Consider the following 26,914-nt stretch of genomic DNA (forward strand, 5'->3'; position numbering starts at 1 on the left):
TTGACAGGGACACAAAATCTATACAAACAAATTACACGCGGCGACGTTTTGGTGGACGGCATCCGTTATGAGGAACAGGAGTTACGTCTCTGATAGCAGTGACTTCTAGTCCAGCAGCTTGAAGTGCACGGATTGCAGCTTCACGGCCTGAACCAGGTCCTTTAACAGTAACCTCTAGAGTTTTAAGACCATGTTCGATTGAACCTTTAGCAGCTGTTTCTGCAGCCATTTGCGCAGCAAAAGGAGTAGATTTACGAGAACCTCTGAATCCTAGAGCTCCGGCACTTGACCAAGAAAGAGCATTACCATGAGTGTCAGTGATCGTAACGATCGTGTTATTGAAAGTTGAACGAATATGAGCAATTCCAGACTCAACATTCTTTTTTACGCGACGTTTACGCGTGTTAGATTTACGAGCAGCAGCCATTGTTTAGGTACCTCCCTTACTTATTTTTTCTTATTAGCTACAGTACGACGCGGACCTTTACGAGTACGCGCGTTATTTTTAGAGTTTTGTCCGCGAACAGGTAATCCTCTGCGATGACGGATTCCGCGGTAGCTTCCGATTTCGATCAGACGCTTAATGTTAAGAGAAACTTCACGGCGAAGGTCACCTTCTACTTTCAGTTTATCAATAACATCACGGATTTTACCAAGTTCTTCTTCAGTAAGATCACGCACACGAGTATCTTCTGAAACACCAGCCTCTTTCAAGACTTGCTGAGCCGTTGTGCGGCCAATTCCGAAGACATATGTTAAAGAAATAACAACACGTTTGTCACGTGGGATATCTACACCAGCAATACGAGCCATTCTCTGGGCACCTCCTTATAAATTATCCTTGTTTTTGTTTATGCTTTGGATTTTCACAGATCACCATTACTTTTCCTTTTCTGCGAATAACTTTACATTTTTCGCAGATTGGTTTAACTGATGGTCTCACTTTCATGTGTTTCCAACCTCCTTCAGTTTCCGGAGTGCTTTATTTGTAACGGTACGTAATCCTGCCACGAGTTAAGTCATATGGAGATAATTCTACCGTAACTTTGTCTCCAGGTAAAATGCGAATGAAGTGCATGCGGATTTTACCAGATACGTGAGCCAAAACAGTGTGGCCATTTTCAAGTTCAACTTTGAACATCGCGTTTGGCAGTGTTTCGACTATCGTACCTTCCACTTCAATTACATCGTCTTTCGCCATTCAAGTGTTCTCCCTTCTTCAAATCAGTAACTTGCTTTCTGACAAATTTCAAAAGAAGTTTGTCACACGCCCTGTTTCGTTTATACTGTTCTGAACTTCCGGAGATACGCAATCATAAAGGGTTAAATGATTGATATTCTTTTTCTTAGGAGAATGTAATGTACGCATTTCTCCGTCTGCTGTTAGTACATTGATGATGGTCAACAATTCCAATGACAACGGCAAGGTGAATTCGGTCCTGCCAATGTTCATCCAAACTTTCTGCCCTATCAAGCCGGAAAAACATCTGTCTTCAGAATTATTTTCATCACCTAGACTCTCGTCAGTATATCAAAACCCGTTTCCGTAATCGCAATCGTATGTTCAAAATGAGCACACTTTTTCCCATCTACCGTTACAACCGTCCAGTTATCAGCCAATGTTTTCACGTAGCGGCTGCCAGCGTTCACCATAGGTTCAATAGCGAGAACCATGCCAGGTTTGAGCCGTGGTCCTTTGTTGGGCGGACCGTAATGAGGAATTTGCGGGTCCTCATGCAAGTCTTGACCAACACCATGTCCGACATACTCCCTAACAACTGAAAACTGCTCATTTTCGACATACGTTTGTATTGCGTGGGAAATATTCGACAAACGTTCACCTGGTTTTGCTTCCTGCAAGCCTTTATATAAAGACTCCTCTGTCACTTCCAGAAGTTTTTTGTCATCATCGCTGATGTTTCCTACCGGATATGTCCATGCAGAGTCACCATGATAACCATTTAATTTAGCACCGATATCAATACTGATGATGTCACCGTCCTTCAGCACCCTGCTGCCAGGAATGCCGTGAACGAGTTCTTCATTAACTGATACGCAAATGCTCCCGCGAAACCCATTATACCCCTTAAAAGATGGGATTGCACCCTGCTTCTTAATAAAACGTTCGGCAATTTGATCCAATTCTTTTGTCGAGATTCCTGGTTTAATGTGCTTTTTTAACTCTTCATGAGTTAAAGCCACGATTCGCCCTGCTTCCCGCATGATACCAAGTTCACGTGGGGTTTTACAGATAATCATTTTTTTAATCCTCCAAGAAGATCCTTCACATCTGCATAAACGTCTTGAATGTCCTGTTGGCCATTCACGTTTGCAAGATACCCTTTCTCAGAATAGAAATCGAGTAAAGGCTGAGTTTGCTTCATGTTTACCTCAAGCCGTTTAGAGACGGTTTCCTCATTATCATCTGCCCGTTGATAGAGTTCGCCTCCGTCTTTATCACAAATACCCGGCGTTTTCGGCGGATTAAAGACTAAATGATAGGTTGTGCCGCAAACACTGCAAATTCTGCGTCCAGTCAGACGTTCCATCAGAGCATCTTTGTCGACTTCAATGTTAATGACATAATCAATCGGCTTGCCGTATTCCTCAAGAATTTCTTCAAGAGCTTCGGCTTGAGCGACTGTTCGCGGAAATCCGTCCAGAAGAAAACCTCTTTCACAATCGTCTTTGCCAAGTCTTTCTTTTACAATTCCGATTGTGACTTCGTCAGGTACGAGCTCTCCCTTATCAATATAAGATTTTGCTTCGAGTCCGAGTGGTGTTTCTTCTTTCATAGCAGCACGGAACATATCTCCTGTTGAGATATGAGGAATCCCATAATCCTCAACAATTCGTTCGCCCTGTGTGCCTTTACCGGCACCAGGAAGCCCCATTAAGACTAAGTTCATTCGGATTTCCCCCGTCCTCTCTTTATTAAGAGGGAATGGATAAATCCATTTCCTCTAGTTTTTCATAAATCCACGGTAGTTTCGTTTCACCAACTGGCTTTCTAGTTGTTTCATTGTCTCCAAGGCTACCCCGACAACAATTAACAAAGATGTTCCGCCAATTTGTGCACTTTGAGGCAATCCAGCGAATTGAATGAAAAAGATAGGAAGAATGGAAATCACGGCTAAGAATATAGAACCCACAAACGTAAGTCGATACAAAATGCTCGTAATTCTATCTTGAGTCATTTTCCCTGGACGAACCCCCGGGATATAGCCACCCTGTTTTTTAAGGTTATCTGCCATTTGTTCAGGATTAACCTGTACAAAAGCATAAAAGTACGTAAAGGCAATAATCAACGCAACATATATCGCCATACCCACCGGATGCGTATTATCAAAGTAGTTTTGAATCCACTTTGTCACATCGTTTGTTCCAAAGAATGACGCGATCGTTCGCGGCGTTATCAAAAACGCAACCGCAAAGATTACCGGAATAACCCCTGCAGGGTTCACTTTCAATGGAAGGTGTGTAGACTGACCACCGCCAGCAGGTGAACGACCTGTGCCTTTAGCATATTGAATCGCAATTTTCCGTACGGCTTGCTGAATGAAAATAACTCCAACAATAACTGCTAAAATCGCAATCACAAGAAGTGCGACTTTCACAATATGAATAAACAACTGATCGTTGCTGCCGACAAATTGAGTCTCATATATTTGTCCAATCGTTTTTGGAATACTAGCCACAATCCCCGCGAAGATAATGATCGATATTCCGTTGCCTACTCCATGAGACGTAATTTGTTCTCCAAGCCACATTAAAAAGGCAGTTCCGCCAGTGAGCACTAAAGCAATGATGAGATATGTCGATATACCGGATTTTTCGATCAGCATACCGTTTGCCAGATTGTTGAATCCGTATGACATACCTAACGCCTGGATGAAACCAAGCACAATCGTAAAGTACCTTGTGAACTGAGCTAATTTACGGCGGCCAACTTCACCTTGCTTAGACCACTCGGTAAACTTCGGCACAACATCCATCTGAAGCAGCTGAATGATGATCGAAGCCGTGATATAAGGAGTAATTCCCATTGCGAAAATGGAGAATTGGTAAAGCGCACCGCCGCCAAATGTATTAAGGAGATCAAAAACACCCATTTGAGACTGTGCCTGTAACGCTTCAGCGTTAACATAAGGCACAGGAATAAACGCACCTATGCGAAAGACGATAAGCATGAGTAAAGTGAATATGATTTTATTCCTGATATCACTCACACGCATAAAGTTGGAGATTGTTTTAAACAAGTTAGATCACCTCAGCTGTACCGCCAGCAGCTTCAACAGCTTCTTTCGCAGAAGCAGAGAATTTATTGGCTTTTACAGTTAATTTTTTCTCTAATTTACCGTTGCCAAGAATCTTTACTCCTGCATTAAGTTTGCTAATAACACCAGTCTCAAGAAGAAGTTCAGGAGTGACTTCCGTTCCTTCTGCAAAACCGTTCAATTTGTCTAGGTTGACTACAGCGTATTCCTTGCGGTTGATGTTAGTAAAACCGCGTTTAGGAAGACGTTGGAATAAAGGCATTTGTCCCCCCTCGAACCCTGGGCGTACACCGCCGCCAGAACGAGCGTTTTGACCTTTGTGACCTTTACCAGCTGTTTTACCGTTGCCAGAACCAATACCACGACCTACGCGATTACGCGTTTTGCGTGAACCTTCTGAAGGTTTTAATTCATGAAGTTTCATTAGGACACCTCCTTATCCGATCAATTATTTTTATTGTTCTTTAACAGAAACTAAATGAGATACTTTATTAATCATGCCACGGATCGCAGCGTTGTCTTCATGAACAACAGTTTGGTTTGTTTTCTTTAAACCAAGCGTTCTAACAGTAACGCGTTGATCTTCCGGGCGACCGATTACACTTCGTTTGAGGGTAATTTCTAATTTAGCCATTAATGTTCCCTCCTTATCCTAACAGTTCTTCTACAGATTTTCCACGAAGCTTCGCAACGTCTTCAGCACGCTTAAGTTCACTTAAGCCTTGAAGTGTTGCACGAATCATGTTGATCGGTGTGTTAGAACCTAAAGACTTAGAAAGGATGTCAGATACACCAGCAAGCTCAAGTACCGCACGTACAGGGCCTCCAGCGATAACTCCAGTACCTTCAGAAGCAGGTTTTAACAAGATGTTACCTGCACCGAAACGTCCGATGATTTCATGTGGAATTGTAGTTCCAACCATTGGTACTTCAATTAAATTCTTTTTCGCATCTTCAACAGCTTTGCGGATCGCTTCTGGTACTTCTTGTGCTTTACCAGTACCGAATCCTACGTGTCCGTTTTTGTCACCGACAACGACTAGAGCTGCGAAGCGGAAACGACGACCACCTTTAACAACTTTCGCTACGCGGTTAACCGTAACTAAGCGTTCTTCTAACTCTAATTTGCTTGGGTCAATACGACGCATAATCATGTGTCCCTCCTTCTTTTATTAAAATTTAAGTCCAGCTTCACGAGCGGCATCAGCCAAAGCTTTTACACGTCCATGGTATAAGTATCCGCCACGGTCAAATACTACGTCAGAAACGCCTTTTTCAGCAGCGCGTTTTGCAACTAATTCTCCAACTTTAGTAGCAGCAGAAGTATCTCCAGTGCTTTCAACGTTCAAGTCTTTATCGAGAGTAGATGCACTAGCAAGTGTAACACCATTTACATCATCGATGATTTGAGCGTAAATGTGCTTGTTAGAACGGAAAACGTTCAGACGCGGTCTTTCAGCAGTACCGGAAAGTTTAGCGCGAACACGAGCGTGTCTTTTAAGACGAGCAGCATTTTTGCTAGTTTTCGTAATCATCTAGGTCACTCCTTTCTTCACTTTAAGCGATCTTACTTAGCAGATTTACCTTCTTTGCGGCGAACAACTTCACCTTCGTAGCGGATTCCTTTACCTTTGTAAGGCTCTGGAGAACGTACAGCGCGGATGTTAGCAGCAATAGCTCCTACACGTTCTTTGTCTGTACCTTTTACAACTACTTTAGTTTGAGAAGGAACTTCGATTTCGATGCCTTCTTCAGGAACGATCTCAACAGGGTGAGAGTATCCAACGTTTAAAACAAGTTTATTTCCGGATTTAGACGCACGGTAACCGACACCGACTAATTCCAAACCTCTTTCAAATCCTTTAGATACACCTTCAACCATGTTGCCAAGCAGACTGCGAGTTGTACCATGCAGTGCACGGTGCTCTTTTTGATCAGAAGGACGAGTGACTGTAAGCACATTGTCCTCTACTTTAATTTCCATATCAGGGTGAAACGTACGAGTTAATTCTCCTTTTGGTCCTTTCACAGCTACAGTGTTGTTATCGTTTAACGTTACTGTAACATCAGAAGGAATCTCAAGTAACTTCTTACCTACACGAGACATACCAAACACCTCCATTCATGTTAAACTTCTTACCAAACGTATGCTAGAACTTCTCCACCAGCTTGTTTTGCACGGGCTTCTTTGTCCGTTAAAACACCTTGTGATGTAGAAATAATCGCGATTCCAAGACCGTTAAGTACGCGAGGTACTTCATTTGATTTAGCATAAACACGCAAACCAGGCTTGCTGATTCTTTTAAGACCAGTGATAACGCGCTCGTTGTTTTGTCCGTATTTCAAGAAAACGCGGATGATACCTTGTTTGCTGTCTTCTACGAACTCAACGTCACGAATGAAACCTTCACGCTTTAAAATTTCAGCAATTTCTCTTTTCAATTTAGAAGCAGGAATTTCAAGCTTCTCATGACGTACCATGTTTGCATTGCGAATACGAGTTAGCATATCTGCAATTGGATCTGTCATAACCATTATATAATTACCTCCTTCCCTTTCTTGGGGATTACCAGCTGGCTTTTTTCACGCCAGGAATTTGTCCTTTATATGCAAGCTCACGGAAACAAATACGGCAAAGTTTAAATTTACGAATGACTGAATGCGGACGTCCGCAGCGTTCACAGCGTGTGTACTCTTGTACTTTAAACTTTGGTGTACGTTGTTGTTTCGCAATCATAGACTTTTTAGCCACGATTTCGCCTCCCTTTCATTGATTATTTCTGGAACGGCATACCTACTTGAGTTAATAGCTCACGAGCTTCTTCGTCAGTATTAGCAGTTGTTACGATAACGATGTCCATTCCGCGAACCTTTGTTACTTTATCGTAGTCAATTTCAGGGAAGATTAACTGTTCTTTGATACCAAGTGTGTAGTTACCGCGACCGTCGAAAGATTTTTTAGAAACCCCGCGGAAGTCACGTACACGCGGTAAAGATACAGAAATAAGTTTATCAAGGAAATCATACATGCGCTCTCCGCGAAGAGTTACTTTCGCACCGATAGGCATTCCCTCACGAAGACGGAATCCAGCAATTGATTTCTTCGCACGAGTAACGACAGGTTTTTGACCTGCGATAAACGTTAATTCTTCAACAGCACTGTCGATTGCTTTCGCGTTTTGAACAGCGTCACCAACACCCATGTTGATTACGATTTTTTCGATTTTAGGCACTTGCATGACTGAATCATAGTTGAACTTAGTCATTAAAGCAGGTGCAATTTCTTTATTGTACTTTTCTTTAAGGCGGTTCATGAGATAGACCTCCCTTCCTTTTAATACTATTTATCTAGAACTTGCCCAGATTTTTTTGCAACACGAACTTTTTTGCCATCTTCCACTTTGTATCCTACGCGAGTCACTTCACCTGTTTTAGGATCGAGCGGCATAACGTTTGATACATGAATTGGCGCCTCTTGATTAGAAATACCGCCTTGAGGGTTAGCTTGAGTTGGTTTAGAGTGTTTCTTTACCATGTTAACACCTTCAACTAAAACGCGGTCCTTTTTAGGGAAAGCAGCAAGGATTGTTCCTTGTTTGCCTTTATCTTTACCAGAGATAACCATAACTTTATCGCCTTTTTTTACATGCATCCTGATCGCACCTCCTTGAGTAAGGCATTTATTTCATTAGATAACTTCTGGAGCTAGAGAAACAATTTTCATAAAGTTGTTTTCACGCAATTCACGAGCAACTGGTCCGAAGATACGAGTTCCGCGTGGGCTCTTGTCGTCACGGATGATAACACATGCATTCTCATCGAAGCTGATGTATGAACCGTCACTTCTGCGCGCTCCGCTTTTCGTGCGAACGATAACAGCTTTTACGACTTCACCTTTTTTGACAACGCCTCCTGGTGTTGCTTGTTTAACCGTGCAAACAATTACATCACCAATGTTAGCTGTTTTACGTCCAGAACCACCAAGAACTTTAATAGTAAGTACTTCACGTGCGCCAGAGTTGTCAGCTACTTTTAAACGAGTCTCTTGTTGAATCATTATTTGTTACCTCCCTTCGGAAAAAGAATTCCGAACTTTATTAGATAATAACAGCTTCTTCGACAACTTCAACTAGACGGAAACGCTTAGTTGCAGACAATGGACGAGTTTCCATGATCTTTACGATGTCACCGATTTTAGCTTGATTATTTTCATCATGTGCTTTGAATTTTTTTGAGTATTTTACGCGTTTACCGTAAAGTGTATGTTTTTTGTATGTCTCAACAACAACAGTGATGGTTTTATCCATTTTGTCAGAAACAACACGGCCTTGGTAAACTTTGCGTTGGTTACGTTCGCTCATGCTCACGACCTCCCCTCAGTGATTATTTATTAGCAGCAATTTCTCTTTCACGAATCACAGTTTTCATGCGCGCGATAGCTTTGCGCACTTCACGAATGCGAGCAGTATTTTCAAGTTGTCCTGTCGCTAATTGAAAGCGAAGATTGAAAAGTTCTTCTTTAAGAGACTTTACTTTTTGTTCAATTTCAGCAGTGGTAAGGTCACGAATTTCATTAGCTTTCATTTGATTCACCACCAATTTCTTCACGTTTTACGAACTTCGTTTTAATTGGCAATTTGTGAGATGCAAGACGAAGCGCTTCACGAGCAACCTCTTCAGACACACCAGAAATTTCAAATAAAACTTTGCCCGGTTTTACAACAGCTACCCAACCTTCTGGAGCCCCTTTACCGGATCCCATACGTACCTCAAGTGGTTTAGCAGTGTAAGGTTTAGAAGGGAAAATTTTGATCCAAACTTTACCGCCACGTTTCATGTAACGAGTCATCGCAATACGTGCAGCTTCGATTTGACGGTTAGTGATCCAAGAAGCTTCAAGAGCTTGGATACCGAACTCACCGAAATGTACTTCAGTACCGCCTTTCGCACGGCCACGCATTTTTCCGCGATGCTCTCTGCGATATTTAACGCGTTTTGGTAATAACATATTATTTTCCTCCTTCCTCAGTTTTCTTCTTAGTAGGAAGAACCTCTCCACGATAGATCCAGACTTTTACACCAAGCTTACCGTAAGTAGTATCAGCTTCTGATGTTGCATAGTCAATGTCCGCACGTAATGTGTGCAATGGAACAGTTCCTTCACTGTAGTATTCAGAACGAGCGATATCTGCACCGCCAAGACGACCAGAAACCATTGTTTTCACACCTTGTGCTCCAGCGCGCATAGTACGTTGGATTTGTTGTTTCTGTGCACGGCGGAAAGAAACACGGTTTTCTAATTGACGAGCGATGTTGTCAGCAACTAGCTGTGCATCAAGATCTGCTCTTTTGATTTCAAGAATGTTAATGTGTACACGCTTGCCAGTAAGGCTGTTAAGGGCTTTTCGAAGTGCTTCAACTTCAGAACCGCCTTTACCGATAACCATACCAGGCTTAGCTGTGTGGATCGTAATGTTAACGCGGTTTGCTGCACGCTCGATTTCTACTTTAGAAACAGAAGCGTCAGAAAGGCGTTTGCTAATGTATTCACGAATTTTTAAATCTTCGTGCAGGAAGTCAGCGTAATCTTTACCAGCGTACCACTTAGATTCCCAATCACGAATGACTCCGATACGAAGACCGACTGGATTTACCTTTTGACCCACTACTTATCCCTCCTTCTTTTCTGATACAACGATTGTAATGTGGCTCGTACGTTTGTTGATTTGGCTCGCACGTCCCATAGCACGTGGGCGGAATCTTTTTAACGTAGGGCCTTCGTCAACGAATGCTTGAGAAATAACCAGGTTGTTAGCGTCCATTTCATAGTTATGCTCAGCATTTGCAATAGCGGATTTTAATACTTTCTCGATAATTGGAGAAGCAGCTCTTGGTGTAAGGTTCAAGATTGATACTGCCTCACCTACTTGCTTGCCTCGAATCAGGTCCATTACTAGACGTGCTTTACGAGGAGCAATACGGACTGTTCTTGCAACAGCTTTAGCTTGCATTTAAAAGCCTCCTCTCTTAGCGTCTTGTTTTTTTGTCATCACTAGCATGACCTTTGTACGTACGAGTTGGAGCGAATTCACCCAACTTGTGCCCTACCATATCTTCAGAGATGAATACAGGCACGTGTTTACGTCCGTCATAGACTGCGATTGTGTGACCAATAAACTGTGGGAAAATAGTAGAACGACGAGACCAAGTTTTTACGACTTGTTTCTTGTCTGTTTCATTTAATTTCTCGATTTTTGTCATCAAGTGTCCATCGACAAATGGTCCTTTTTTCAAGCTGCGAGCCATTTTGGAACCTCCCTTCGTGATTGCACTACGGTCCGAAGTGAACCGTAGACAACCCCGTTATTTATTTTTACGACGACGTACGATAAATTTATCGGATTTGTTCTTTTTCTTACGTGTCTTGAATCCAAGAGTCGGTTTGCCCCATGGAGACATTGGTGATTTACGTCCGATTGGCGCACGTCCTTCACCACCACCGTGTGGGTGATCGTTAGGGTTCATTACAGAACCACGAACTGTAGGACGGATGCCTTTCCAGCGAGAACGTCCAGCTTTACCAATGTTGATAAGTTCGTGCTGTTCGTTACCTACTTGACCGATAGAAGCACGGCAAGCAGAAAGAATCATGCGAACTTCTCCAGAGTTAAGACGTACAAGAACGTATTTACCTTCTTTACCAAGAACCTGAGCAGATGTACCAGCTGAACGTACGAGCTGTCCGCCTTTACCAGGTTTTAATTCAATGTTATGCACAACTGTACCAACAGGGATGTTGATAAGTGGTAGTGCATTACCTACTTTAATGTCAGCTTCAGGACCTGACATGATTTCAGTACCCACTTGAATTCCTTTAGGAGCAAGAATGTAACGTTTTTCTCCGTCTGCATAGTTGATTAGAGCGATGTTAGCTGAACGGTTTGGATCGTATTCAACTGTAGCAACGCGTCCAGGTATACCATCTTTATCGCGTTTGAAGTCGATAACACGGTATTGGCGTTTATGTCCGCCACCTTGGTGACGTACAGTCAATTTACCTTGGTTGTTACGTCCGCCTTTTTTGTGAAGGGGAGCAAGCAAGGATTTTTCCGGCTTGTCAGTCGTGATTTCAGCAAAATCTGAAGTTGTCATGCCACGACGTCCATTAGAGGTCGGTTTATACTTTTTAATCGCCATTTTGAATTTCCCTCCTTCTTTTTACAGATAATTAAGCTTCAAAAATTTCGATTTCTTTGCTGTCTGCAGTAAGTTTTACGATCGCTTTTCTGCGACGGCTAGTCATACCAGTGTAGCGTCCGACACGTTTTGATTTACCTTTGTAGTTCATGATGTTGACTTTGTCAACTTTCACACCAAAGATGCTTTCAACCGCGTCTTTCACTTCTGTTTTGTTAGCTCTTACATCAACTTCAAAAGTATATTTCTTTTCAGCCATTAAATCAGCAGAACGTTCAGTAATGACGGGGCGCTTTAGAACATCACGAGGATCTTTCATTATGCAAGCACCTCCTCTACTTTTTCAACCGCTGCTTTTGTAATCAGAAGCTTCTCGTGGTTGACAACGTCTAAAACGTTGATTCCGTTAGCTTCAACTACAGTAACTCCAGGAATGTTGCGAGCAGATAAAGCCACTGCTTCGTTAGCATCCGCAGTTACGATTAAAGCTTTTTTCTCAACAGATAACCCTTTAAGGATAGCTGCCATTTCTTTTGTTTTAGCCGTATCAAGAGTAAGATCTTCAAGAACGATGATGTTGTTGTCGTTCACTTTAGAAGACAATACTGATTTGATTGCCAAGCGGCGAACTTTTTTAGGTAATTTATAAGAATAGCTGCGTGGTGTTGGGCCGAATACGACACCACCTCCGCGCCATTGCGGTGAACGGATAGAACCTTGACGGGCACGTCCAGTACCTTTTTGACGCCATGGTTTACGACCTCCGCCGCGTACTTCAGAACGATTTTTTACTTTATGAGATCCTTGACGTAAGGAAGCTCTTTGCATAAGAATAGCGTCGAATACAACACTCTCATTTGGTTCGATACCAAATACAGAAGCGTTTAATTCGATGTCACCAGCAGTAGAACCGTTTTGGTTGTATAATGCTACTTTTGGCATGATCAATTTCCTCCTTTCCTAAGAGAGTTATTTAGATTTAACAGCACTTTTAACAGTGATTAAAGATTTCTTCGCACCAGGTACGTTACCTTTGATCAAAAGAAGATTGCGTTCTGCATCAACTTTTACGATTTCAAGGTTTTGAACAGTGATTTGCTCTCCGCCCATACGTCCAGGTAATAATTTACCTTTGAATACACGGTTAGGATCTACAGGTCCCATTGAACCAGGACGACGGTGGTAGCGTGAACCGTGAGACATAGGTCCGCGAGATTGTCCGTGGCGCTTGATCGCACCTTGGAAACCTTTACCTTTAGATACTCCTGTTACATCTACGATTTCTCCAGCAGAGAAAATTTCAACCTTGACTTCCTGACCAACTTCATACGCATCCATTTCCACTCCGCGTAATTCTTTAACGAAGCGCTTAGGAGCAGTTTCCGCTTTTGCAACGTGCCCTTTTTCAGGTTTGTTAGAAAGCTTTTCACGCTTGTCGTCAAAACCAAGCTGGATTGCTTCATAACCGTCGTTTTCAGTTGATTTCTTTTGAAGAACAACGTTTGGAGCAGCCTCGATAACAGTTACCGGAATAAGATCACCATTTTCAGCGAATACTTGCGTCATACCAATTTTTCTTCCTAAGATTCCTTTGGTCATTCGTCACACCTCCTATTAAGATCATTCTATATTTTAGAATTAAAGTTTGATTTCGATATCGACACCAGATGGTAAGTCTAATCGCATGAGAGCATCAACAGTTTGTGGTGTTGGGTTCACAATATCGATTAAACGTTTATGTGTACGCATTTCAAATTGCTCACGAGAATCTTTGTATTTGTGCACCGCACGAAGGATTGTGTAAACTGATTTTTCAGTCGGTAACGGGATCGGACCAGATACGCTAGCACCAGAACGTTTTGCCGTTTCAACAATCTTCTCTGCAGATTGATCAAGGATTCTATGATCATATGCTTTCAAACGAATACGAATTTTTTGTTTTGCCATTATTTTCCCTCCTTTTCGCCTACATCAAGTTAGACAGTTCTCCGTGAGAAAAACCTGAACACCTTGCCATGGCAAAGCGGCCGGGTGTGTCAGCAACCTCTCACTTCATCGCAGTCAAAGACCAACATACACCATTATACAGAAAATAGACGTATGTTGCAAGACTTATTTAGAATATGCATGGTTTTGCACACTTTTTTTATTATACAGGTGTTTTTCTTATTTATCAAGGATCTATCGTAAGTGGTACAGTGCATGGCTACTCAGTGTGCTTGCGAATAATGACGGCTCCTCGACATGCGGGCTGTGAGCCGAATTCTCAAATTGAAGCCAGCGCTTTTCAGGTGCCTCAAGCTCTTGATAATACTGTTTCGATATTTCAGCAGGAACAATTAAATCATGTCTCCCCGAAATGAAAAAGCACGGTACTTTAATAGAAGGAACTGATTTGAATGCATTAAAATTGTACAACTCATCAGTTAAATGTTTATTTGTGAATCGCTGTCCATTGAGGAATTTGTGCATGTTTTTTATTCCATACTCATTACCAGTAAGCATTTGAAATAATATAGCAAGGCTTTGACGACGATGGTGAGTAAATCCTCCCCTGCCCATCTCGACACAAAACCGATAGATAATATGCTGGATATCCTTCTCCCAAGGCGGAGGGCCAATGAAGCGTATAAGCAAAGATACTATACTCACTCTCTTTATATCAGACATTTCACGTAGATAATGATAAGCAGCTGATTCTTCATAGTGAGGGTTAACAACCTGGCTGATTCCATAATACGCATAAAACAAATCCGGATGCTGCTGCAGTACATGGAGTGCTAGCAGTGAGCCCCAAGAATGGCCAGTAAGATATAGTTTTGTTTTTGAAAAATGGTCTAGGAGCCATTGAGTGACTTGAATTGCATCTTTAACAAAATGGCTGATTGTCATGGAGTGATGAGGAATTCGTTTTGAATAAGAAAGCCCGGATCCTCTTTGATCCCAATGTACTACTGTAAAATGCTGTTCAAGCTCTTTTTGATAATGCCTAACATATCCGCTTTGGGGGGTCCCCGGTCCGCCATGTAAAAAAAGCAGCAATGGATTTTTTACATCAGCCCCATTAATCATCAGCATTTGTTTTGTATTTTCAATGCTTAGTTCTTTCATGATTGCGATTGATCTCTTTTCAGGAATCATAAAAATTAGCCCCTCGGATATGATAAGTCTTATTATACAAGAAAAAGATAAGCAAACCAAAAAACGAGACCCGCAGGGGGTCTCGTTTATCATCATACGATTACTCAGTGATTGTAGAAACAACGCCTGAACCAACAGTACGTCCGCCTTCACGAATAGAGAAACGAGTTCCTTCTTCGATAGCGATTGTAGAGATAAGTTCAACGTTCATTTCAGTGTTATCTCCAGGCATAACCATTTCTACGCCTTCTGGAAGATGGATGATACCAGTTACGTCAGTTGTACGGAAGTAGAACTGAGGACGGTAGTTAGAGAAGAATGGAGTATGACGTCCACCCTCTTCTTTAGAAAGAACGTAAACTTCAGCTTTGAATTTGCTGTGTGGAGTGATTGTACCTGGTTTAGCAAGTACTTGACCACGTTGGATGTCTTCACGAGCTACACCGCGAAGAAGGGCACCAATGTTGTCACCAGCTTCAGCATAATCAAGAAGCTTACGGAACATTTCAACACCTGTAACAGTTGTTTTCTTGTTCTCTTCTTGAAGACCGATGATTTCAACTTCGTCACCGACTTTAACTTGTCCGCGTTCTACACGGCCAGTTGCTACTGTACCACGACCAGTGATTGAGAATACATCCTCAACTGGCATCATGAATGGTTTTTCAGTGTCGCGTTCTGGAGTTGGGATGTACTCATCAACCGCATCCATAAGTTCGAAGATTTTCGCTTCGTACTCAGCGTCACCTTCAAGAGCTTTAAGAGCAGAACCTTTGATTACTGGTACATCATCACCAGGGAAGTCGTATTCGCTAAGAAGATCGCGAACTTCCATTTCAACTAGTTCAAGAAGCTCTTCGTCGTCTACCATGTCGCATTTGTTTAGGAATACAACGATGTATGGTACACCAACGTTTTTAGAAAGAAGGATGTGCTCACGAGTTTGTGGCATTGGGCCATCAGCAGCAGATACTACAAGGATAGCTCCGTCCATTTGCGCAGCACCAGTGATCATGTTTTTAACATAGTCAGCGTGTCCTGGGCAGTCAACGTGTGCATAGTGACGAGTTTCAGTTTCGTACTCAACGTGTGCAGTAGAGATTGTGATACCGCGCTCACGTTCTTCTGGAGCACCATCAATTTGATCGTACGCCATAGCTGTACCTTTACCAGATTTCTTATGAAGTACTGTTGTGATAGCAGCAGTTAAAGTTGTTTTACCATGGTCAACGTGTCCAATTGTACCGATATTGGCATGTGATTTGGAACGGTCGAATTTTTCTTTAGCCATTCTAAAATCCTCCTTAAGAGCTTTTAATTAGTAATGTATAGAGTGATAGGAAGTGAAAGAAAGCTTTCACTTCCTCATCTTACAATAGTAGTTATACTTGAGTTAAGCGGCAAAATCAATTATTCGCCTTTATTTTTTTTGATAATTTCTTCTGCAATGCTCTTCGGCACTTCTTCGTAGTGATCCATGTGCATAGTAAACGTACCGCGACCTTGCGTATTAGAACGAAGTGCAGTAGCGTAACCGAACATTTCAGCAAGAGGAACCATAGCACGAACAACTTGAGCGTTACCGCGTGCTTCCATACCTTCTACGCGTCCGCGACGTGAAGTAACATCACCCATGATATCTCCCATGTATTCTTCTGGAATAACCACTTCTACTTTCATGATTGGTTCAAGAAGAACTGGGTTACATTTGCTGACTGCATTTTTCAATGCCATAGAAGCAGCAATTTTAAATGCCATTTCGTTTGAGTCAACATCATGGTAAGAACCATCGAAAAGTTTTGCTTTAATGTCGATAAGCGGGAAGCCTGCTAGTACACCATTTTCAAGTGAATCTTCAAGACCTGCTTGAACAGCTGGGATGTATTCACGAGGAACTACCCCACCGACAATCGCATTTTCAAATTCAAAGCCAGCGCCTTCTTCGTTTGGTTCGAATTCGATCCAAACGTGTCCGAACTGACCGCGTCCACCAGACTGACGTACGAATTTACCTTCAACTTTTGCACCGGAACGGAATGTTTCACGGTACGCAACCTGAGGAGCACCAACGTTGGCTTCTACTTTAAATTCGCGTTTCATACGGTCAACAATGATATCAAGGTGAAGTTCACCCATACCAGAGATGATCGTTTGGCCAGTTTCTGGGTTTGTTTGAGTACGGAATGTAGGATCTTCTTCAGCAAGTTTCGCTAAAGCGATACCCATTTTATCTTGGTCGGCTTTTGATTTAGGCTCAATAGCAACGTCGATAACTGGTTCTGGGAATTCCATTGATTCGAGGATAACAAGATCCTTCTCATCACATAGAGTATCTCCAGTAGTCGTATCTTTTAGACCTACAGCAGCTGCGATATCGCCTGCGTATACAGTAGAGATTTCTTCACGGCTGTTAGCGTGCATTTGAAGGATACGTCCAACACGCTCACGTTTGCCTTTAGTAGAGTTTTTCACGTATGAACCGGAATCAAGTGTTCCAGAGTACACACGGAAGAACGTCAACTTACCCACGTAAGGGTCAGTCATAACTTTAAATGCTAATGCAGAGAATGGCTCATCATCAGAAGAATGGCGCTCAATCTCTTCATTTGTATCAGGACGTACACCTTTGATTGCAGCAACGTCAGTTGGTGCAGGAAGGTAGTCAAGAACAGCATCAAGTACTAGTTGAACACCTTTGTTTTTGAAGGCAGAACCAACAAGAACAGGGTAGAATTCAACATTTAATGTACCTTTACGGATACCTGCTTTTAACTCGTCAATAGTGATTTCTTCACCCTCAAGGTATTTGTCCATAAGCTCTTCATCAAGCTCACAAACAGCTTCAATGAGGCTGTTGCGAAGCTCTTCAGCTTGCTCTTTGTACTCTTCAGGGATTTCTTTCGCATCAGAGCGAGTTCCGAGGTCATCTTCATAGAAATACGCAACGTTTTCTACAAGATCGATGATACCTTCGAAGTTATCTTCAGCACCGATCGGCAATTGAATTGCATGAGCGTTTGCTTGAAGACGGTCTCTTAAAGTTCCTACAGAGTAAAGGAAGTCTGCACCGATTTTGTCCATTTTGTTAACAAAAACGATACGCGGTACTCCGTAAGTTGTTGCCTGACGCCAAACAGTTTCTGTTTGAGGCTCAACGCCTGATTGCGCGTCAAGTACAGCAACAGCACCATCAAGTACACGAAGAGAACGTTCAACTTCAACTGTGAAGTCTACGTGTCCTGGAGTATCGATGATGTTTACGCGGTATCCTTTCCACTGTGCAGTTGTCGCAGCGGAAGTGATTGTGATACCACGTTCTTGTTCCTGCTCCATCCAGTCCATTTGTGAAGCTCCTTCGTGAGTTTCACCAATTTTGTGGATACGACCAGTATAGAACAAGATACGTTCTGTAGTAGTCGTTTTACCGGCATCAATGTGAGCCATGATTCCGATATTACGAGTATTTTCTAAGGAGAACTCTCTTGCCATTGGGTAATTTCTCCTTCCTTATTAGGAAATTGTGTTTTTTAGTATATAAATCCTACCAACGATAGTGAGCAAATGCTTTGTTTGCTTCAGCCATCTTATGAGTATCTTCACGTTTCTTAACAGCAGCACCAGTGTTGTTAGCTGCGTCAAGGATTTCGTTAGCTAAACGCTCTTCCATCGTTTTTTCTCCGCGAAGACGCGCGTAGTTAACTAACCAGCGAAGTCCAAGAGTCGTACGACGTTCAGGACGAACTTCTACAGGAACTTGGTAGTTCGCACCACCTACACGGCGTGCTTTTACTTCAAGTACAGGCATGATGTTTTTCAATGCTTGTTCGAAAACCTCCATTGCATCATTGCCAGTACGTTCTTTAATGATATCGAATGACTTGTATAGGATTGTTTGAGACTTACCTTTTTTACCATCGATCATCATTTTGTTGATTAGACGAGATACAAGCTTAGAGTTGTAAATCGGATCAGGCAAAACGTCTCTTTTTGCTACAGGACCTTTACGTGGCATCTGAATATCCTCCCTTCATCAATTATGCGTATTTTCGTTTATTATTTTGCTTTAGGTTTTTTCGTACCGTATTTAGAACGGCCTTGTGCACGGTTTTCAACTCCAGCAGTGTCAAGCGCACCACGAACGATGTGGTAACGTACCCCTGGTAAGTCTTTTACACGTCCGCCGCGGATAAGTACAACACTGTGCTCTTGCAGGTTGTGACCGATACCAGGAATGTAAGCAGTAACCTCGATTCCGTTAGTTAAACGAACACGAGCATATTTACGAAGTGCTGAGTTCGGTTTTTTCGGTGTCATTGTACCAACACGAGTACATACCCCGCGTTTTTGTGGAGAAGATACATTAGTGTGCTCTTTTTTAAAGCTGTTGTATCCTTTGTTAAGTGCAGGAGACTTTGAGTTTTCTACTTTACTCACGCGTCCTTTGCGAATTAGCTGATTAATTGTAGGCATGATTTTTTCCTCCCTTCGTTACGTTTTATAACCCACATACCCAGGTGGTTCATCAAAAGGCAAAAAACAATGTCTTTACATAAGATGAAATCTTACGCAAAAACAAAAGTACGTTATAAAATAATGGCAACAGCGGCTGCTCCTACCTCAATTCCGCAGGCTTTGCCGAGCTTTTTCATGGACTCAACCATTAAGACAGAGATACCTTGATCTTCCGCAAGTGAAACAACACTTGACGTGAGGATCGGATCTGCGTCTTTTGCAACGACTACTTCCTTTACTGAACCTCGTTTTAGAGCTTTCACTGTTTGCTTCGTACCAATAATAATTGACTTGGCCTGTGATACTTTATCATAAGACATAAACATATCCTCCAAAGTAACAGGTTTATTTCGAGCACCTTGGTTATATTATCATTCTAGGAGACGAATGTCAACAAGGTATGACATTTTTTAGTTTCGTACTTTTCATAGAGTGATTTTTTATTAAAAATATCTGCTGAAAGACTGTTTTGGCAGTCTTTCAGCAGCTTTAAATCAGTTATTCAACCGGAACCATGTCTTCAGTCGGCTGAACATTTGAAACTGGTTTTACTTTACGGTATTTCATCATACCTGTACCAGCCGGAACAAGCTTACCGATGATAACATTCTCTTTCAAGCCGAGAAGCTCGTCACGCTTACCTTTGATCGCTGCGTCTGTAAGGACACGTGTTGTTTCCTGGAAGGAAGCAGCAGATAAGAATGAATCAGTTTCAAGAGATGCTTTTGTAATACCGAGTAAGACAGGACGGCCTGTAGCAGGACGATTGCCTTCTAGCAATACCTTTTTGTTCGCTTCAGTAAATTGGTGAATATCAAGCAATGTACCTGGAAGCACATCAGTGTCACCAGCGTCAATCACGCGGACTTTGCGAAGCATCTGGCGAACCATTACTTCTACGTGTTTATCACCGATTTCAACACCCTGCATACGGTAAACCTTTTGAACCTCATGGAGAAGATACTCTTGAACAGTTGTCAGGTCAGTCACTTTAAGAAGCTCTTTCGGATCGATTGAACCTTCTGTCAGTACTTGGCCTCGAGTAATTTTATCTCCTTCCGCTACTTTCAGGCGGGAGTTATAAGGTGCCGTATAAGAACGTGTTTCCACTGCTCCTTGAACCACAATTTCCTGTTGCTTATCACGAACTTCATTGATCTCAACGACTGTACCGTCGATTTCTGTAATTGTTGCCTGACCTTTCGGATTACGAGCTTCGAAAAGCTCTTGGATACGCGGAAGACCCTGTGTGATATCGTCTCCGGCAACCCCGCCTGTATGGAATGTACGCATTGTTAACTGTGTACCAGGCTCACCGATTGATTGGGCAGCAATGATACCGACAGCTTCACCGACTTCAACATCGGAGCCAGTTGCAAGATTTCGGCCATAGCATCGTTTACATACACCATGAGGCGTATTACATGTGAAGGCAGAACGGATCCACACTTCTTCAATGCCGGCTTCTACAATCTCCAGTGCTTTATCTTCATCGATCAGTTCATTTTCATTTACAAGCACTTCACCTGTTTCAGGGTGCTTCACTTGTTTTCGTGCAAAACGGCCGATTAAGCGTTCTTCTAAGCGCTCAATGGTTTCAGTTCCTTCTTTAAGAGGCTTAGCAAGGATGCCTCGGTCAGTTCCGCAATCAGTTTCACGGATGATAACATCCTGCGCAACGTCAACGAGACGGCGTGTAAGGTAACCTGAGTCAGCAGTTTTAAGGGCGGTATCGGCAAGACCTTTACGCGCACCGTGAGTGGAGATAAAGTACTCCAATACTGTCAGACCTTCACGGAAACTTGATTTGATCGGTAATTCAATGATACGTCCAGCCGGGTTGGCCATCAGGCCGCGCATTCCGGCAAGCTGCGTAAAGTTAGACGCGTTACCACGGGCACCAGAGTCACTCATCATGTAGATCGGGTTGAGCTCATCAAGTGATTTCATCAGTTTGCCTTGGATAACGTCTTTTGCAGCACTCCAGATAGAGATAACTCTCTCATAGCGTTCTTCTTCTGTGATTAGACCACGTCGGAATTGCTTCATGACGTTATCAACTTTGCTTTGCGCTTCCTCAAGAATTTCTTGTTTATCATCGAGTACGACGATGTCAGAAACCCCAACTGTAATACCAGCTTTTGTTGAATATTTGAAACCTAGGTTTTTCATGCGGTCAAGCATTTTAGACGTTTCCGTGATATGGAATCGTTTAAAGATTTCCGCGATGATTTTACCCAGAATACCTTTTTTAAACGGTGCATTGATTGGCTGCTGTTCAATGACAGCTTTAACATCGGCACCTTTTTCTAAGAAGAAACGGTCAGGTGTTTTCTCTTCAATGTTGCTCTTCGTTGGCTCATTCATGTAAGGGAATGATTCCGGAAGAATTTCATTGAAGACAAGCTTACCGACAGTTGTAATTAACAATTTTGAGCGCTGTTCTTCGGTAAATGTCACATTCTTAAGGGAGTTAGCTGCAACAGCTACTCTCGTATGAAGGTGAACATATCCGTTTTGATAAGCAAGAAGCGCTTCGTCTGTATTCTTGAAGACCATACCTTCACCGACAGCACCGGCACGCTCAAGTGTCAGGTAATAGTTACCCAGTACCATATCCTGAGACGGAGTTACAACCGGTTTACCATCTTTAGGGTTCAAGATGTTTTGAGCAGCAAGCATCAAGATGCGTGCTTCAGCTTGTGCTTCAGCAGATAATGGTACGTGAACCGCCATTTGGTCACCGTCAAAGTCAGCGTTATAAGCTGTACATACGAGCGGGTGAAGGCGGATTGCGCGTCCTTCAACAAGCGTTGGTTCAAACGCCTGGATACCTAATCTGTGAAGTGTAGGGGCACGGTTCAGAAGTACCGGATGCTCCTTAATAACTGATTCCAGTACATCCCATACTTCAGGCTGTACGCGCTCAATTTTACGTTTCGCACTCTTAATGTTGTGAGCAAGACCTTTTTCAACAAGTTCTTTCATAACGAAAGGTTTGAAAAGTTCAAGCGCCATTTCCTTCGGTAAACCGCATTGGTACATTTTCAAATGAGGACCAACAACGATTACAGAACGTCCGGAGTAATCGACACGTTTACCAAGAAGGTTTTGACGGAAACGGCCTTGCTTCCCTTTCAGCATGTGAGAAAGAGATTTTAACGGTCTGTTACCAGGACCCGTTACAGGACGTCCGCGGCGGCCGTTGTCGATTAGGGCATCGACAGCCTCTTGAAGCATACGTTTTTCGTTTTGAACGATAATGCTAGGCGCACCAAGGTCCAAAAGGCGTTTCAAACGATTGTTACGGTTGATGACACGACGATAAAGGTCGTTCAAATCAGAAGTCGCAAAACGTCCGCCATCTAGCTGAACCATCGGTCTAAGCTCAGGAGGAATAACAGGAAGCACATCAAGGATCATCCAAGAAGGCTTGTTTCCTGAGTTACGGAAGGCTTCTAAAACTTCAAGGCGTTTGATCGCACGAGTACGGCGCTGTCCTTGTGATGTTTTCAGCTCTTCTTTTAACATATCAACTTCTTTTACAAGATCGATATCTTGAAGAAGTTTATGAATCGCTTCTGCACCCATTGATGCTTGGAATTTATTACCGTATTTATCGAGATAAGCACGGTATTCTTTCTCAGACAGAAGCTGTTTCTTTTCAAGCGGTGTGTTTGCAGGATCAGTTACAACGTAAGAAGCAAAGTAAATGACTTCTTCTAAAGCACGAGGTGACATATCCAGCACAAGACCCATACGGCTTGGAATACCTTTGAAATACCAAATGTGGGAAACTGGGGCAGCCAGTTCAATGTGCCCCATTCTCTCACGACGGACTTTAGCCCGTGTTACTTCGACTCCGCAGCGGTCACAAACTACGCCTTTATAACGAACTCGCTTGTACTTCCCGCAATGACATTCCCAGTCCTTAGTCGGTCCGAAAATGCGTTCGCAGAATAGACCGTCCTTTTCAGGTTTTAACGTACGATAGTTTATCGTTTCAGGCTTTTTCACTTCACCAAAAGACCATGAACGGATTTTATCCGGTGAAGCAAGACCGATGTTCATATACTCAAAATTGTTCACATCTAGCAAGGGGCCTACCTCCCTTTTTATCTTCGGATTAACCGATGTCACTTGCCTTTATAACTAGAGATTATTCTTTTGTTACTACATCGCGTTCAACGTCTGCAGATGCTGTTTCTTCCGGCTCTTCATCACCTGATAATGCCAGACCGTCAGCTTGTTTCGCATCTTCTTCGTCTTCTAAATCTCTCATTTCTATTTCTTCTTCATCACCGGAAAGGATTTTGACATCCATACCTAAGCTTTGAAGTTCTTTGATTAATACTTTGAATGATTCCGGAACACCTGGTTCTGGAACGTTGTCGCCTTTAACGATGGCTTCATATGTTTTCACACGTCCAACCACGTCATCAGACTTAACAGTCAGAATTTCTTGAAGAGTGTAAGCCGCACCGTAAGCTTCAAGTGCCCAAACCTCCATCTCACCGAAACGCTGTCCGCCAAATTGCGCTTTACCGCCAAGAGGCTGCTGCGTAACAAGTGAGTAAGGACCTGTAGAGCGTGCATGAAGTTTATCGTCAACCATGTGAGCCAGTTTAATCATGTACATGATACCGACAGATACGCGGTTATCAAACGGCTCTCCAGTACGTCCGTCGTAAAGCACCGTTTTGGCGTCACGAGACATGCCGGCTTCTTCAAGTGTTTCCCAAACATCCTCTTCACGCGCTCCGTCAAATACAGGAGATGCAATGTGGATGCCGAGGTAACGAGCGGCCATACCCATATGAAGCTCCAATACCTGCCCGATGTTCATACGTGATGGTACGCCCAGCGGGTTAAGCATGATGTCAATTGGTGTGCCGTCAGGAAGGTAAGGCATATCCTCTTCAGGAAGAATCTTAGAGATAACACCTTTGTTACCGTGACGACCGGCCATTTTGTCCCCTTCAGAAATCTTACGTTTCTGAACGATATATACGCGTACCAACTGGTTTACGCCTGGAGGAAGTTCGTCTCCGTCTTCACGGTTGAAGACTTTAACGTCGTGGATAATTCCGCCGCCGCCGTGAGGCACACGAAGAGAAGTATCACGAACCTCGCGGGCTTTTTCACCAAAGATGGCGTGAAGCAGGCGTTCTTCTGCAGTCAGTTCAGTTACACCTTTAGGCGTTACTTTACCAACAAGAAGATCTCCGTCTTTTACTTCCGCCCCAATACGGATGATTCCGCGGTCATCAAGATTGCGAAGCGCATCTTCACCGACGTTTGGAATATCGCGAGTGATTTCTTCAGGTCCAAGTTTCGTATCACGTGCTTCTGATTCGTATTCTTCAATGTGGATAGATGTATAAACATCATCCTTCACAAGGCGTTCACTCATGATGATGGCATCCTCATAGTTGTAGCCATCCCATGTCATGAAGCCGACCATTACGTTACGGCCAAGTGCAAGTTCACCAAGCTCCATAGAAGGACCGTCAGCAAGGATTTCTCCTTTTACCACTTCATCGCCGACACTTACGATCGGACGCTGGTTGTAGCACGTACCTTGGTTAGAGCGGACAAATTTCAGCAGGCTGTATTTATCCAGGTTTCCTTTTACTTTTTGACCGTCTACTTCTTCATAACGGCGAACCCAAACGTTTTTCGCTTCTACGCGTTCAACGATACCAGGGTGTTTACAAATAACAGCGGCACCAGAGTCTTTACCTGATACGTATTCCATACCAGTACCAACGAATGGTGCTTCCGGCTGCATCAAAGGCACAGCCTGACGCTGCATGTTCGCTCCCATGAGGGCACGGTTGGAGTCATCGTTTTCTAGGAACGGGATACATGCTGTCGCAGCAGAAACAACCTGCTTAGGCGATACATCCATGTAGTCCACACGGTTTCTGGAAACGACGGTGTTCTCCCCGCGGAAACGGGCTACGATGCTGTCATCAATAAATCCGCCTTCGTCATCAAGACGAGCGTTCGCTTGAGCGACAACATAGTTATCCTCTTCATCAGCAGTTAAGTAATCGATTCTGCCAGTTACCTTCCCTGTTTCAGGGTCAACACGGCGATATGGCGTTTCGATAAAACCAAAACGGTTTACTTTTGCATAAGATGAAAGCGAGTTGATCAAACCGATGTTCGGGCCCTCAGGCGTTTCGATCGGACACATACGGCCATAGTGGGAGTAGTGAACGTCACGCACTTCCATTCCGGCACGCTCACGTGTTAATCCGCCCGGTCCTAATGCTGATAGACGGCGCTTATGCGTTAATTCAGCAAGCGGGTTCGTCTGATCCATGAATTGAGAAAGCTGAGAGCTTCCAAAGAACTCTTTAATGGACGCAATAACAGGACGAATATTGATCAGCTGCTGAGGTGTAATTGTATTCGTATCTTGAATTGACATTCTCTCACGAACCACACGCTCCATACGGCTTAAACCGATACGGAATTGGTTCTGGAGAAGCTCACCTACAGAACGTAAACGGCGGTTTCCAAGATGATCGATATCATCTGTGTCGCCTACTCCGTGCAGCAGGTTGAAGAAGTAGCTGATAGAAGAAATAATATCAGCAGGTGTAATGTTTTTGATCTCTTCTTCAATGTAAGCATTGCCGATTACATTAATAACCTGTTCTCCTTCTTGATCAGTCGGAGCAAAGATTTTAATTGATTGAAGAGTTACTTCATCTTCAACAACGCCGCCATTCGGATACAGCTTTCTGAAACCGATTCCGTTTTCTAAGTATGGCAGTACTTTATCAAGTGTTCTTCTATCAAGAATCTGACCTTTTTCAGCCAGGATTTCTCCTGTTTCAGGGTCAACAAGCGTTTCAGCAAGTCTCTGATTAAAGAGGCGATTCTTAATATGAAGTTTTTTATTAATTTTATAGCGTCCTACATTGGCAAGATCGTATCGTTTCGGATCAAAGAAACGAGAATCAAGCAAGCTTTTCGCATTTTCTACTGTAGGCGGCTCTCCAGGACGGAGACGCTCGTAAATTTCAAGCAGCGCTTTGTCACTGTTTTCTGTGTTATCTTTATCAAGCGTATTTCGCAGGTATTCGTTCTCTCCTACGAGATCAAGAATCTCTTGATCGGAGCCGAAGCCGAGAGCACGCAAAAGAACCGTAACCGGCAACTTACGTGTGCGATCAATGCGGACATAAACAACATCTTTCGCATCAGTTTCGTATTCTAACCATGCGCCACGGTTTGGAATGACAGTTGCGGTAAAACCTTTTTTACCGTTTTTGTCTACTTTACCACTGAAATATACACTTGGAGACCGAACAAGCTGGGAAACGATAACGCGTTCCGCACCGTTAATGATAAAAGTACCTGTATCTGTCATAATAGGGAAATCACCCATGAAGACATCTTGGTCTTTTACCTCTCCAGTTTCTTTGTTAATTAAACGAACCTTCACTCTTAGCGGAGCTGAGTAAGTCACATCACGTTCTTTTGATTCCTCTACAGGATATTTAGGCTCACCTAAACTATAATCAATGAACTCAAGAGAGAGGTTACCAGTGAAATCCTCAATTGGTGATATGTCTTGAAACATCTCTCTAAGACCCTCATCAAGAAACCACTGATAAGAAGAGGTTTGAATTTCAATGAGATTTGGTAATTCTAACACTTCGCTAATGCGAGCATAGCTTCTGCGCTGGCGGTGTCGTCCATACTGAACTAGTTGACCTGTCAACTGATTCACCCCTCAAATCATGCGTATTATATGTGTAATAAGCATC

Annotated in this window: 36 protein-coding genes; all 36 read right to left on the minus strand. The window is 43.0% G+C overall.

All coding sequences use genetic code 11. From position 1 onward, the window contains the following. Positions 1-31 precede the first annotated feature (31 nt). On the minus strand, positions 32-427 hold the full coding sequence (rpsK, locus tag CVV77_RS20935) for a 30S ribosomal protein S11 (protein WP_003225831.1): 396 nt from the start codon (positions 425-427) through the stop codon (positions 32-34). Positions 428-447: 20 nt separating this feature from the next. Next, on the minus strand, positions 448-813 hold the full coding sequence (gene rpsM / locus CVV77_RS20940; RefSeq protein ID WP_003156545.1) for a 30S ribosomal protein S13: 366 nt from the start codon (positions 811-813) through the stop codon (positions 448-450). A 22-nt stretch (positions 814-835) separates the two neighbouring features. Then, positions 836-949, minus strand: coding sequence for a 50S ribosomal protein L36 (rpmJ, locus tag CVV77_RS20945; RefSeq protein WP_003156543.1), 114 nt, complete (start codon positions 947-949; stop codon positions 836-838). 33 nt (positions 950-982) lie between these two features. Next, a complete protein-coding gene (gene infA / locus CVV77_RS20950; protein WP_003156508.1) occupies positions 983-1,201 on the minus strand; it encodes a translation initiation factor IF-1 in 219 nt (72 codons plus the stop codon). Positions 1,202-1,512: 311 nt separating this feature from the next. Further along, positions 1,513-2,259: a type I methionyl aminopeptidase gene (gene map / locus CVV77_RS20960; protein WP_003225828.1), complete on the minus strand. Its 747-nt coding sequence runs from the start codon at positions 2,257-2,259 to the stop codon at positions 1,513-1,515. Further along, a complete protein-coding gene (locus tag CVV77_RS20965; protein ID WP_003241987.1) occupies positions 2,256-2,909 on the minus strand; it encodes an adenylate kinase in 654 nt (217 codons plus the stop codon). The genes map and CVV77_RS20965 overlap by 4 nt, the downstream gene beginning before the upstream one ends. A 54-nt stretch (positions 2,910-2,963) precedes the next feature. Next, a complete protein-coding gene (gene secY, locus CVV77_RS20970) occupies positions 2,964-4,259 on the minus strand; it encodes a preprotein translocase subunit SecY (protein ID WP_019257282.1) in 1,296 nt (431 codons plus the stop codon). Position 4,260: 1 nt separating this feature from the next. Then, positions 4,261-4,701: a 50S ribosomal protein L15 gene (gene rplO, locus CVV77_RS20975; RefSeq protein WP_003225819.1), complete on the minus strand. Its 441-nt coding sequence runs from the start codon at positions 4,699-4,701 to the stop codon at positions 4,261-4,263. A 30-nt stretch (positions 4,702-4,731) separates the two neighbouring features. Further along, complete coding sequence (gene rpmD, locus CVV77_RS20980; RefSeq protein WP_003156497.1) at positions 4,732-4,911, minus strand: 50S ribosomal protein L30; 180 nt, start codon at positions 4,909-4,911, stop codon at positions 4,732-4,734. A gap of 13 nt (positions 4,912-4,924) precedes the next feature. Beyond that, positions 4,925-5,425, minus strand: a complete 501-nt coding sequence (gene rpsE / locus CVV77_RS20985; RefSeq protein WP_100276429.1) for a 30S ribosomal protein S5 — start codon at positions 5,423-5,425, stop codon at positions 4,925-4,927. 24 nt (positions 5,426-5,449) lie between these two features. Then, positions 5,450-5,812: a 50S ribosomal protein L18 gene (rplR, locus tag CVV77_RS20990; RefSeq protein WP_003241994.1), complete on the minus strand. Its 363-nt coding sequence runs from the start codon at positions 5,810-5,812 to the stop codon at positions 5,450-5,452. 32 nt (positions 5,813-5,844) lie between these two features. Beyond that, positions 5,845-6,384: a 50S ribosomal protein L6 gene (gene rplF / locus CVV77_RS20995; protein WP_003241996.1), complete on the minus strand. Its 540-nt coding sequence runs from the start codon at positions 6,382-6,384 to the stop codon at positions 5,845-5,847. A gap of 29 nt (positions 6,385-6,413) precedes the next feature. Then, positions 6,414-6,812, minus strand: a complete 399-nt coding sequence (rpsH, locus tag CVV77_RS21000) for a 30S ribosomal protein S8 (RefSeq protein WP_003241998.1) — start codon at positions 6,810-6,812, stop codon at positions 6,414-6,416. A gap of 31 nt (positions 6,813-6,843) precedes the next feature. Then, a complete protein-coding gene (gene rpsN / locus CVV77_RS21005; protein WP_003156488.1) occupies positions 6,844-7,029 on the minus strand; it encodes a 30S ribosomal protein S14 in 186 nt (61 codons plus the stop codon). Between the two features lie 22 nt (positions 7,030-7,051). After that, positions 7,052-7,591: a 50S ribosomal protein L5 gene (gene rplE / locus CVV77_RS21010; RefSeq protein WP_003225809.1), complete on the minus strand. Its 540-nt coding sequence runs from the start codon at positions 7,589-7,591 to the stop codon at positions 7,052-7,054. A gap of 26 nt (positions 7,592-7,617) precedes the next feature. Continuing rightward, positions 7,618-7,929, minus strand: coding sequence for a 50S ribosomal protein L24 (gene rplX, locus CVV77_RS21015; protein WP_003156486.1), 312 nt, complete (start codon positions 7,927-7,929; stop codon positions 7,618-7,620). Positions 7,930-7,965: 36 nt separating this feature from the next. Further along, a complete protein-coding gene (gene rplN / locus CVV77_RS21020) occupies positions 7,966-8,334 on the minus strand; it encodes a 50S ribosomal protein L14 (RefSeq protein WP_003225805.1) in 369 nt (122 codons plus the stop codon). A gap of 40 nt (positions 8,335-8,374) precedes the next feature. Next, complete coding sequence (gene rpsQ / locus CVV77_RS21025) at positions 8,375-8,638, minus strand: 30S ribosomal protein S17 (RefSeq protein WP_003225804.1); 264 nt, start codon at positions 8,636-8,638, stop codon at positions 8,375-8,377. Positions 8,639-8,660: 22 nt separating this feature from the next. Beyond that, positions 8,661-8,861 carry a 50S ribosomal protein L29 gene (gene rpmC, locus CVV77_RS21030; RefSeq protein WP_003156482.1) on the minus strand — a complete coding sequence of 67 codons (201 nt, stop codon included), beginning with the start codon at positions 8,859-8,861 and terminating at the stop codon, positions 8,661-8,663. Continuing rightward, complete coding sequence (rplP, locus tag CVV77_RS21035) at positions 8,851-9,285, minus strand: 50S ribosomal protein L16 (RefSeq protein WP_003225801.1); 435 nt, start codon at positions 9,283-9,285, stop codon at positions 8,851-8,853. The genes rpmC and rplP overlap by 11 nt, the downstream gene beginning before the upstream one ends. A 1-nt stretch (position 9,286) precedes the next feature. Continuing rightward, complete coding sequence (gene rpsC, locus CVV77_RS21040; RefSeq protein WP_003242001.1) at positions 9,287-9,943, minus strand: 30S ribosomal protein S3; 657 nt, start codon at positions 9,941-9,943, stop codon at positions 9,287-9,289. 3 nt (positions 9,944-9,946) lie between these two features. Next, positions 9,947-10,288 (minus strand): 50S ribosomal protein L22, encoded by a 342-nt coding sequence (rplV, locus tag CVV77_RS21045; RefSeq protein WP_003156475.1) that lies wholly within the window; start codon positions 10,286-10,288, stop codon positions 9,947-9,949. 16 nt (positions 10,289-10,304) lie between these two features. Next, positions 10,305-10,583, minus strand: a complete 279-nt coding sequence (rpsS, locus tag CVV77_RS21050; protein WP_003156472.1) for a 30S ribosomal protein S19 — start codon at positions 10,581-10,583, stop codon at positions 10,305-10,307. A 57-nt stretch (positions 10,584-10,640) separates the two neighbouring features. Next, positions 10,641-11,474 (minus strand): 50S ribosomal protein L2, encoded by an 834-nt coding sequence (rplB, locus tag CVV77_RS21055; RefSeq protein WP_003225795.1) that lies wholly within the window; start codon positions 11,472-11,474, stop codon positions 10,641-10,643. Between the two features lie 31 nt (positions 11,475-11,505). Next, positions 11,506-11,793: a 50S ribosomal protein L23 gene (gene rplW, locus CVV77_RS21060; RefSeq protein WP_003225793.1), complete on the minus strand. Its 288-nt coding sequence runs from the start codon at positions 11,791-11,793 to the stop codon at positions 11,506-11,508. Beyond that, the gene (gene rplD, locus CVV77_RS21065) at positions 11,793-12,416 is read right to left on the minus strand and encodes a 50S ribosomal protein L4 (RefSeq protein ID WP_003242004.1); all 624 of its coding nucleotides are present in this window, start codon (positions 12,414-12,416) and stop codon (positions 11,793-11,795) included. The genes rplW and rplD overlap by 1 nt, the downstream gene beginning before the upstream one ends. Before the next feature lie 27 nt (positions 12,417-12,443). Beyond that, the gene (gene rplC, locus CVV77_RS21070) at positions 12,444-13,073 is read right to left on the minus strand and encodes a 50S ribosomal protein L3 (protein ID WP_003225791.1); all 630 of its coding nucleotides are present in this window, start codon (positions 13,071-13,073) and stop codon (positions 12,444-12,446) included. A gap of 39 nt (positions 13,074-13,112) precedes the next feature. Continuing rightward, positions 13,113-13,421 carry a 30S ribosomal protein S10 gene (gene rpsJ / locus CVV77_RS21075; protein WP_003156464.1) on the minus strand — a complete coding sequence of 103 codons (309 nt, stop codon included), beginning with the start codon at positions 13,419-13,421 and terminating at the stop codon, positions 13,113-13,115. Positions 13,422-13,655: 234 nt separating this feature from the next. Beyond that, positions 13,656-14,615: an alpha/beta fold hydrolase gene (locus CVV77_RS21080; protein WP_100276423.1), complete on the minus strand. Its 960-nt coding sequence runs from the start codon at positions 14,613-14,615 to the stop codon at positions 13,656-13,658. Between the two features lie 100 nt (positions 14,616-14,715). After that, a complete protein-coding gene (gene tuf, locus CVV77_RS21085; protein WP_019257280.1) occupies positions 14,716-15,906 on the minus strand; it encodes an elongation factor Tu in 1,191 nt (396 codons plus the stop codon). A 119-nt stretch (positions 15,907-16,025) separates the two neighbouring features. After that, the gene (gene fusA / locus CVV77_RS21090; RefSeq protein WP_019257279.1) at positions 16,026-18,104 is read right to left on the minus strand and encodes an elongation factor G; all 2,079 of its coding nucleotides are present in this window, start codon (positions 18,102-18,104) and stop codon (positions 16,026-16,028) included. A 52-nt stretch (positions 18,105-18,156) separates the two neighbouring features. Beyond that, positions 18,157-18,627, minus strand: a complete 471-nt coding sequence (rpsG, locus tag CVV77_RS21095) for a 30S ribosomal protein S7 (protein ID WP_003225784.1) — start codon at positions 18,625-18,627, stop codon at positions 18,157-18,159. Positions 18,628-18,668: 41 nt separating this feature from the next. Further along, positions 18,669-19,085: a 30S ribosomal protein S12 gene (rpsL, locus tag CVV77_RS21100; protein ID WP_003225781.1), complete on the minus strand. Its 417-nt coding sequence runs from the start codon at positions 19,083-19,085 to the stop codon at positions 18,669-18,671. Positions 19,086-19,198: 113 nt separating this feature from the next. Continuing rightward, a complete protein-coding gene (locus CVV77_RS21105) occupies positions 19,199-19,447 on the minus strand; it encodes a 50S ribosomal protein L7ae-like protein (protein WP_003242012.1) in 249 nt (82 codons plus the stop codon). Positions 19,448-19,625: 178 nt separating this feature from the next. Further along, positions 19,626-23,225 (minus strand): DNA-directed RNA polymerase subunit beta', encoded by a 3,600-nt coding sequence (gene rpoC / locus CVV77_RS21110; RefSeq protein WP_003225772.1) that lies wholly within the window; start codon positions 23,223-23,225, stop codon positions 19,626-19,628. Between the two features lie 61 nt (positions 23,226-23,286). After that, positions 23,287-26,868, minus strand: coding sequence for a DNA-directed RNA polymerase subunit beta (rpoB, locus tag CVV77_RS21115; protein ID WP_019257278.1), 3,582 nt, complete (start codon positions 26,866-26,868; stop codon positions 23,287-23,289). Between the last annotated feature and the right edge of the window lie 46 nt (positions 26,869-26,914).

The organism is Bacillus sp. SN1 (genome assembly GCF_002796895.1).
GTDB lineage: Bacteria > Bacillota > Bacilli > Bacillales > Bacillaceae > Bacillus > Bacillus inaquosorum.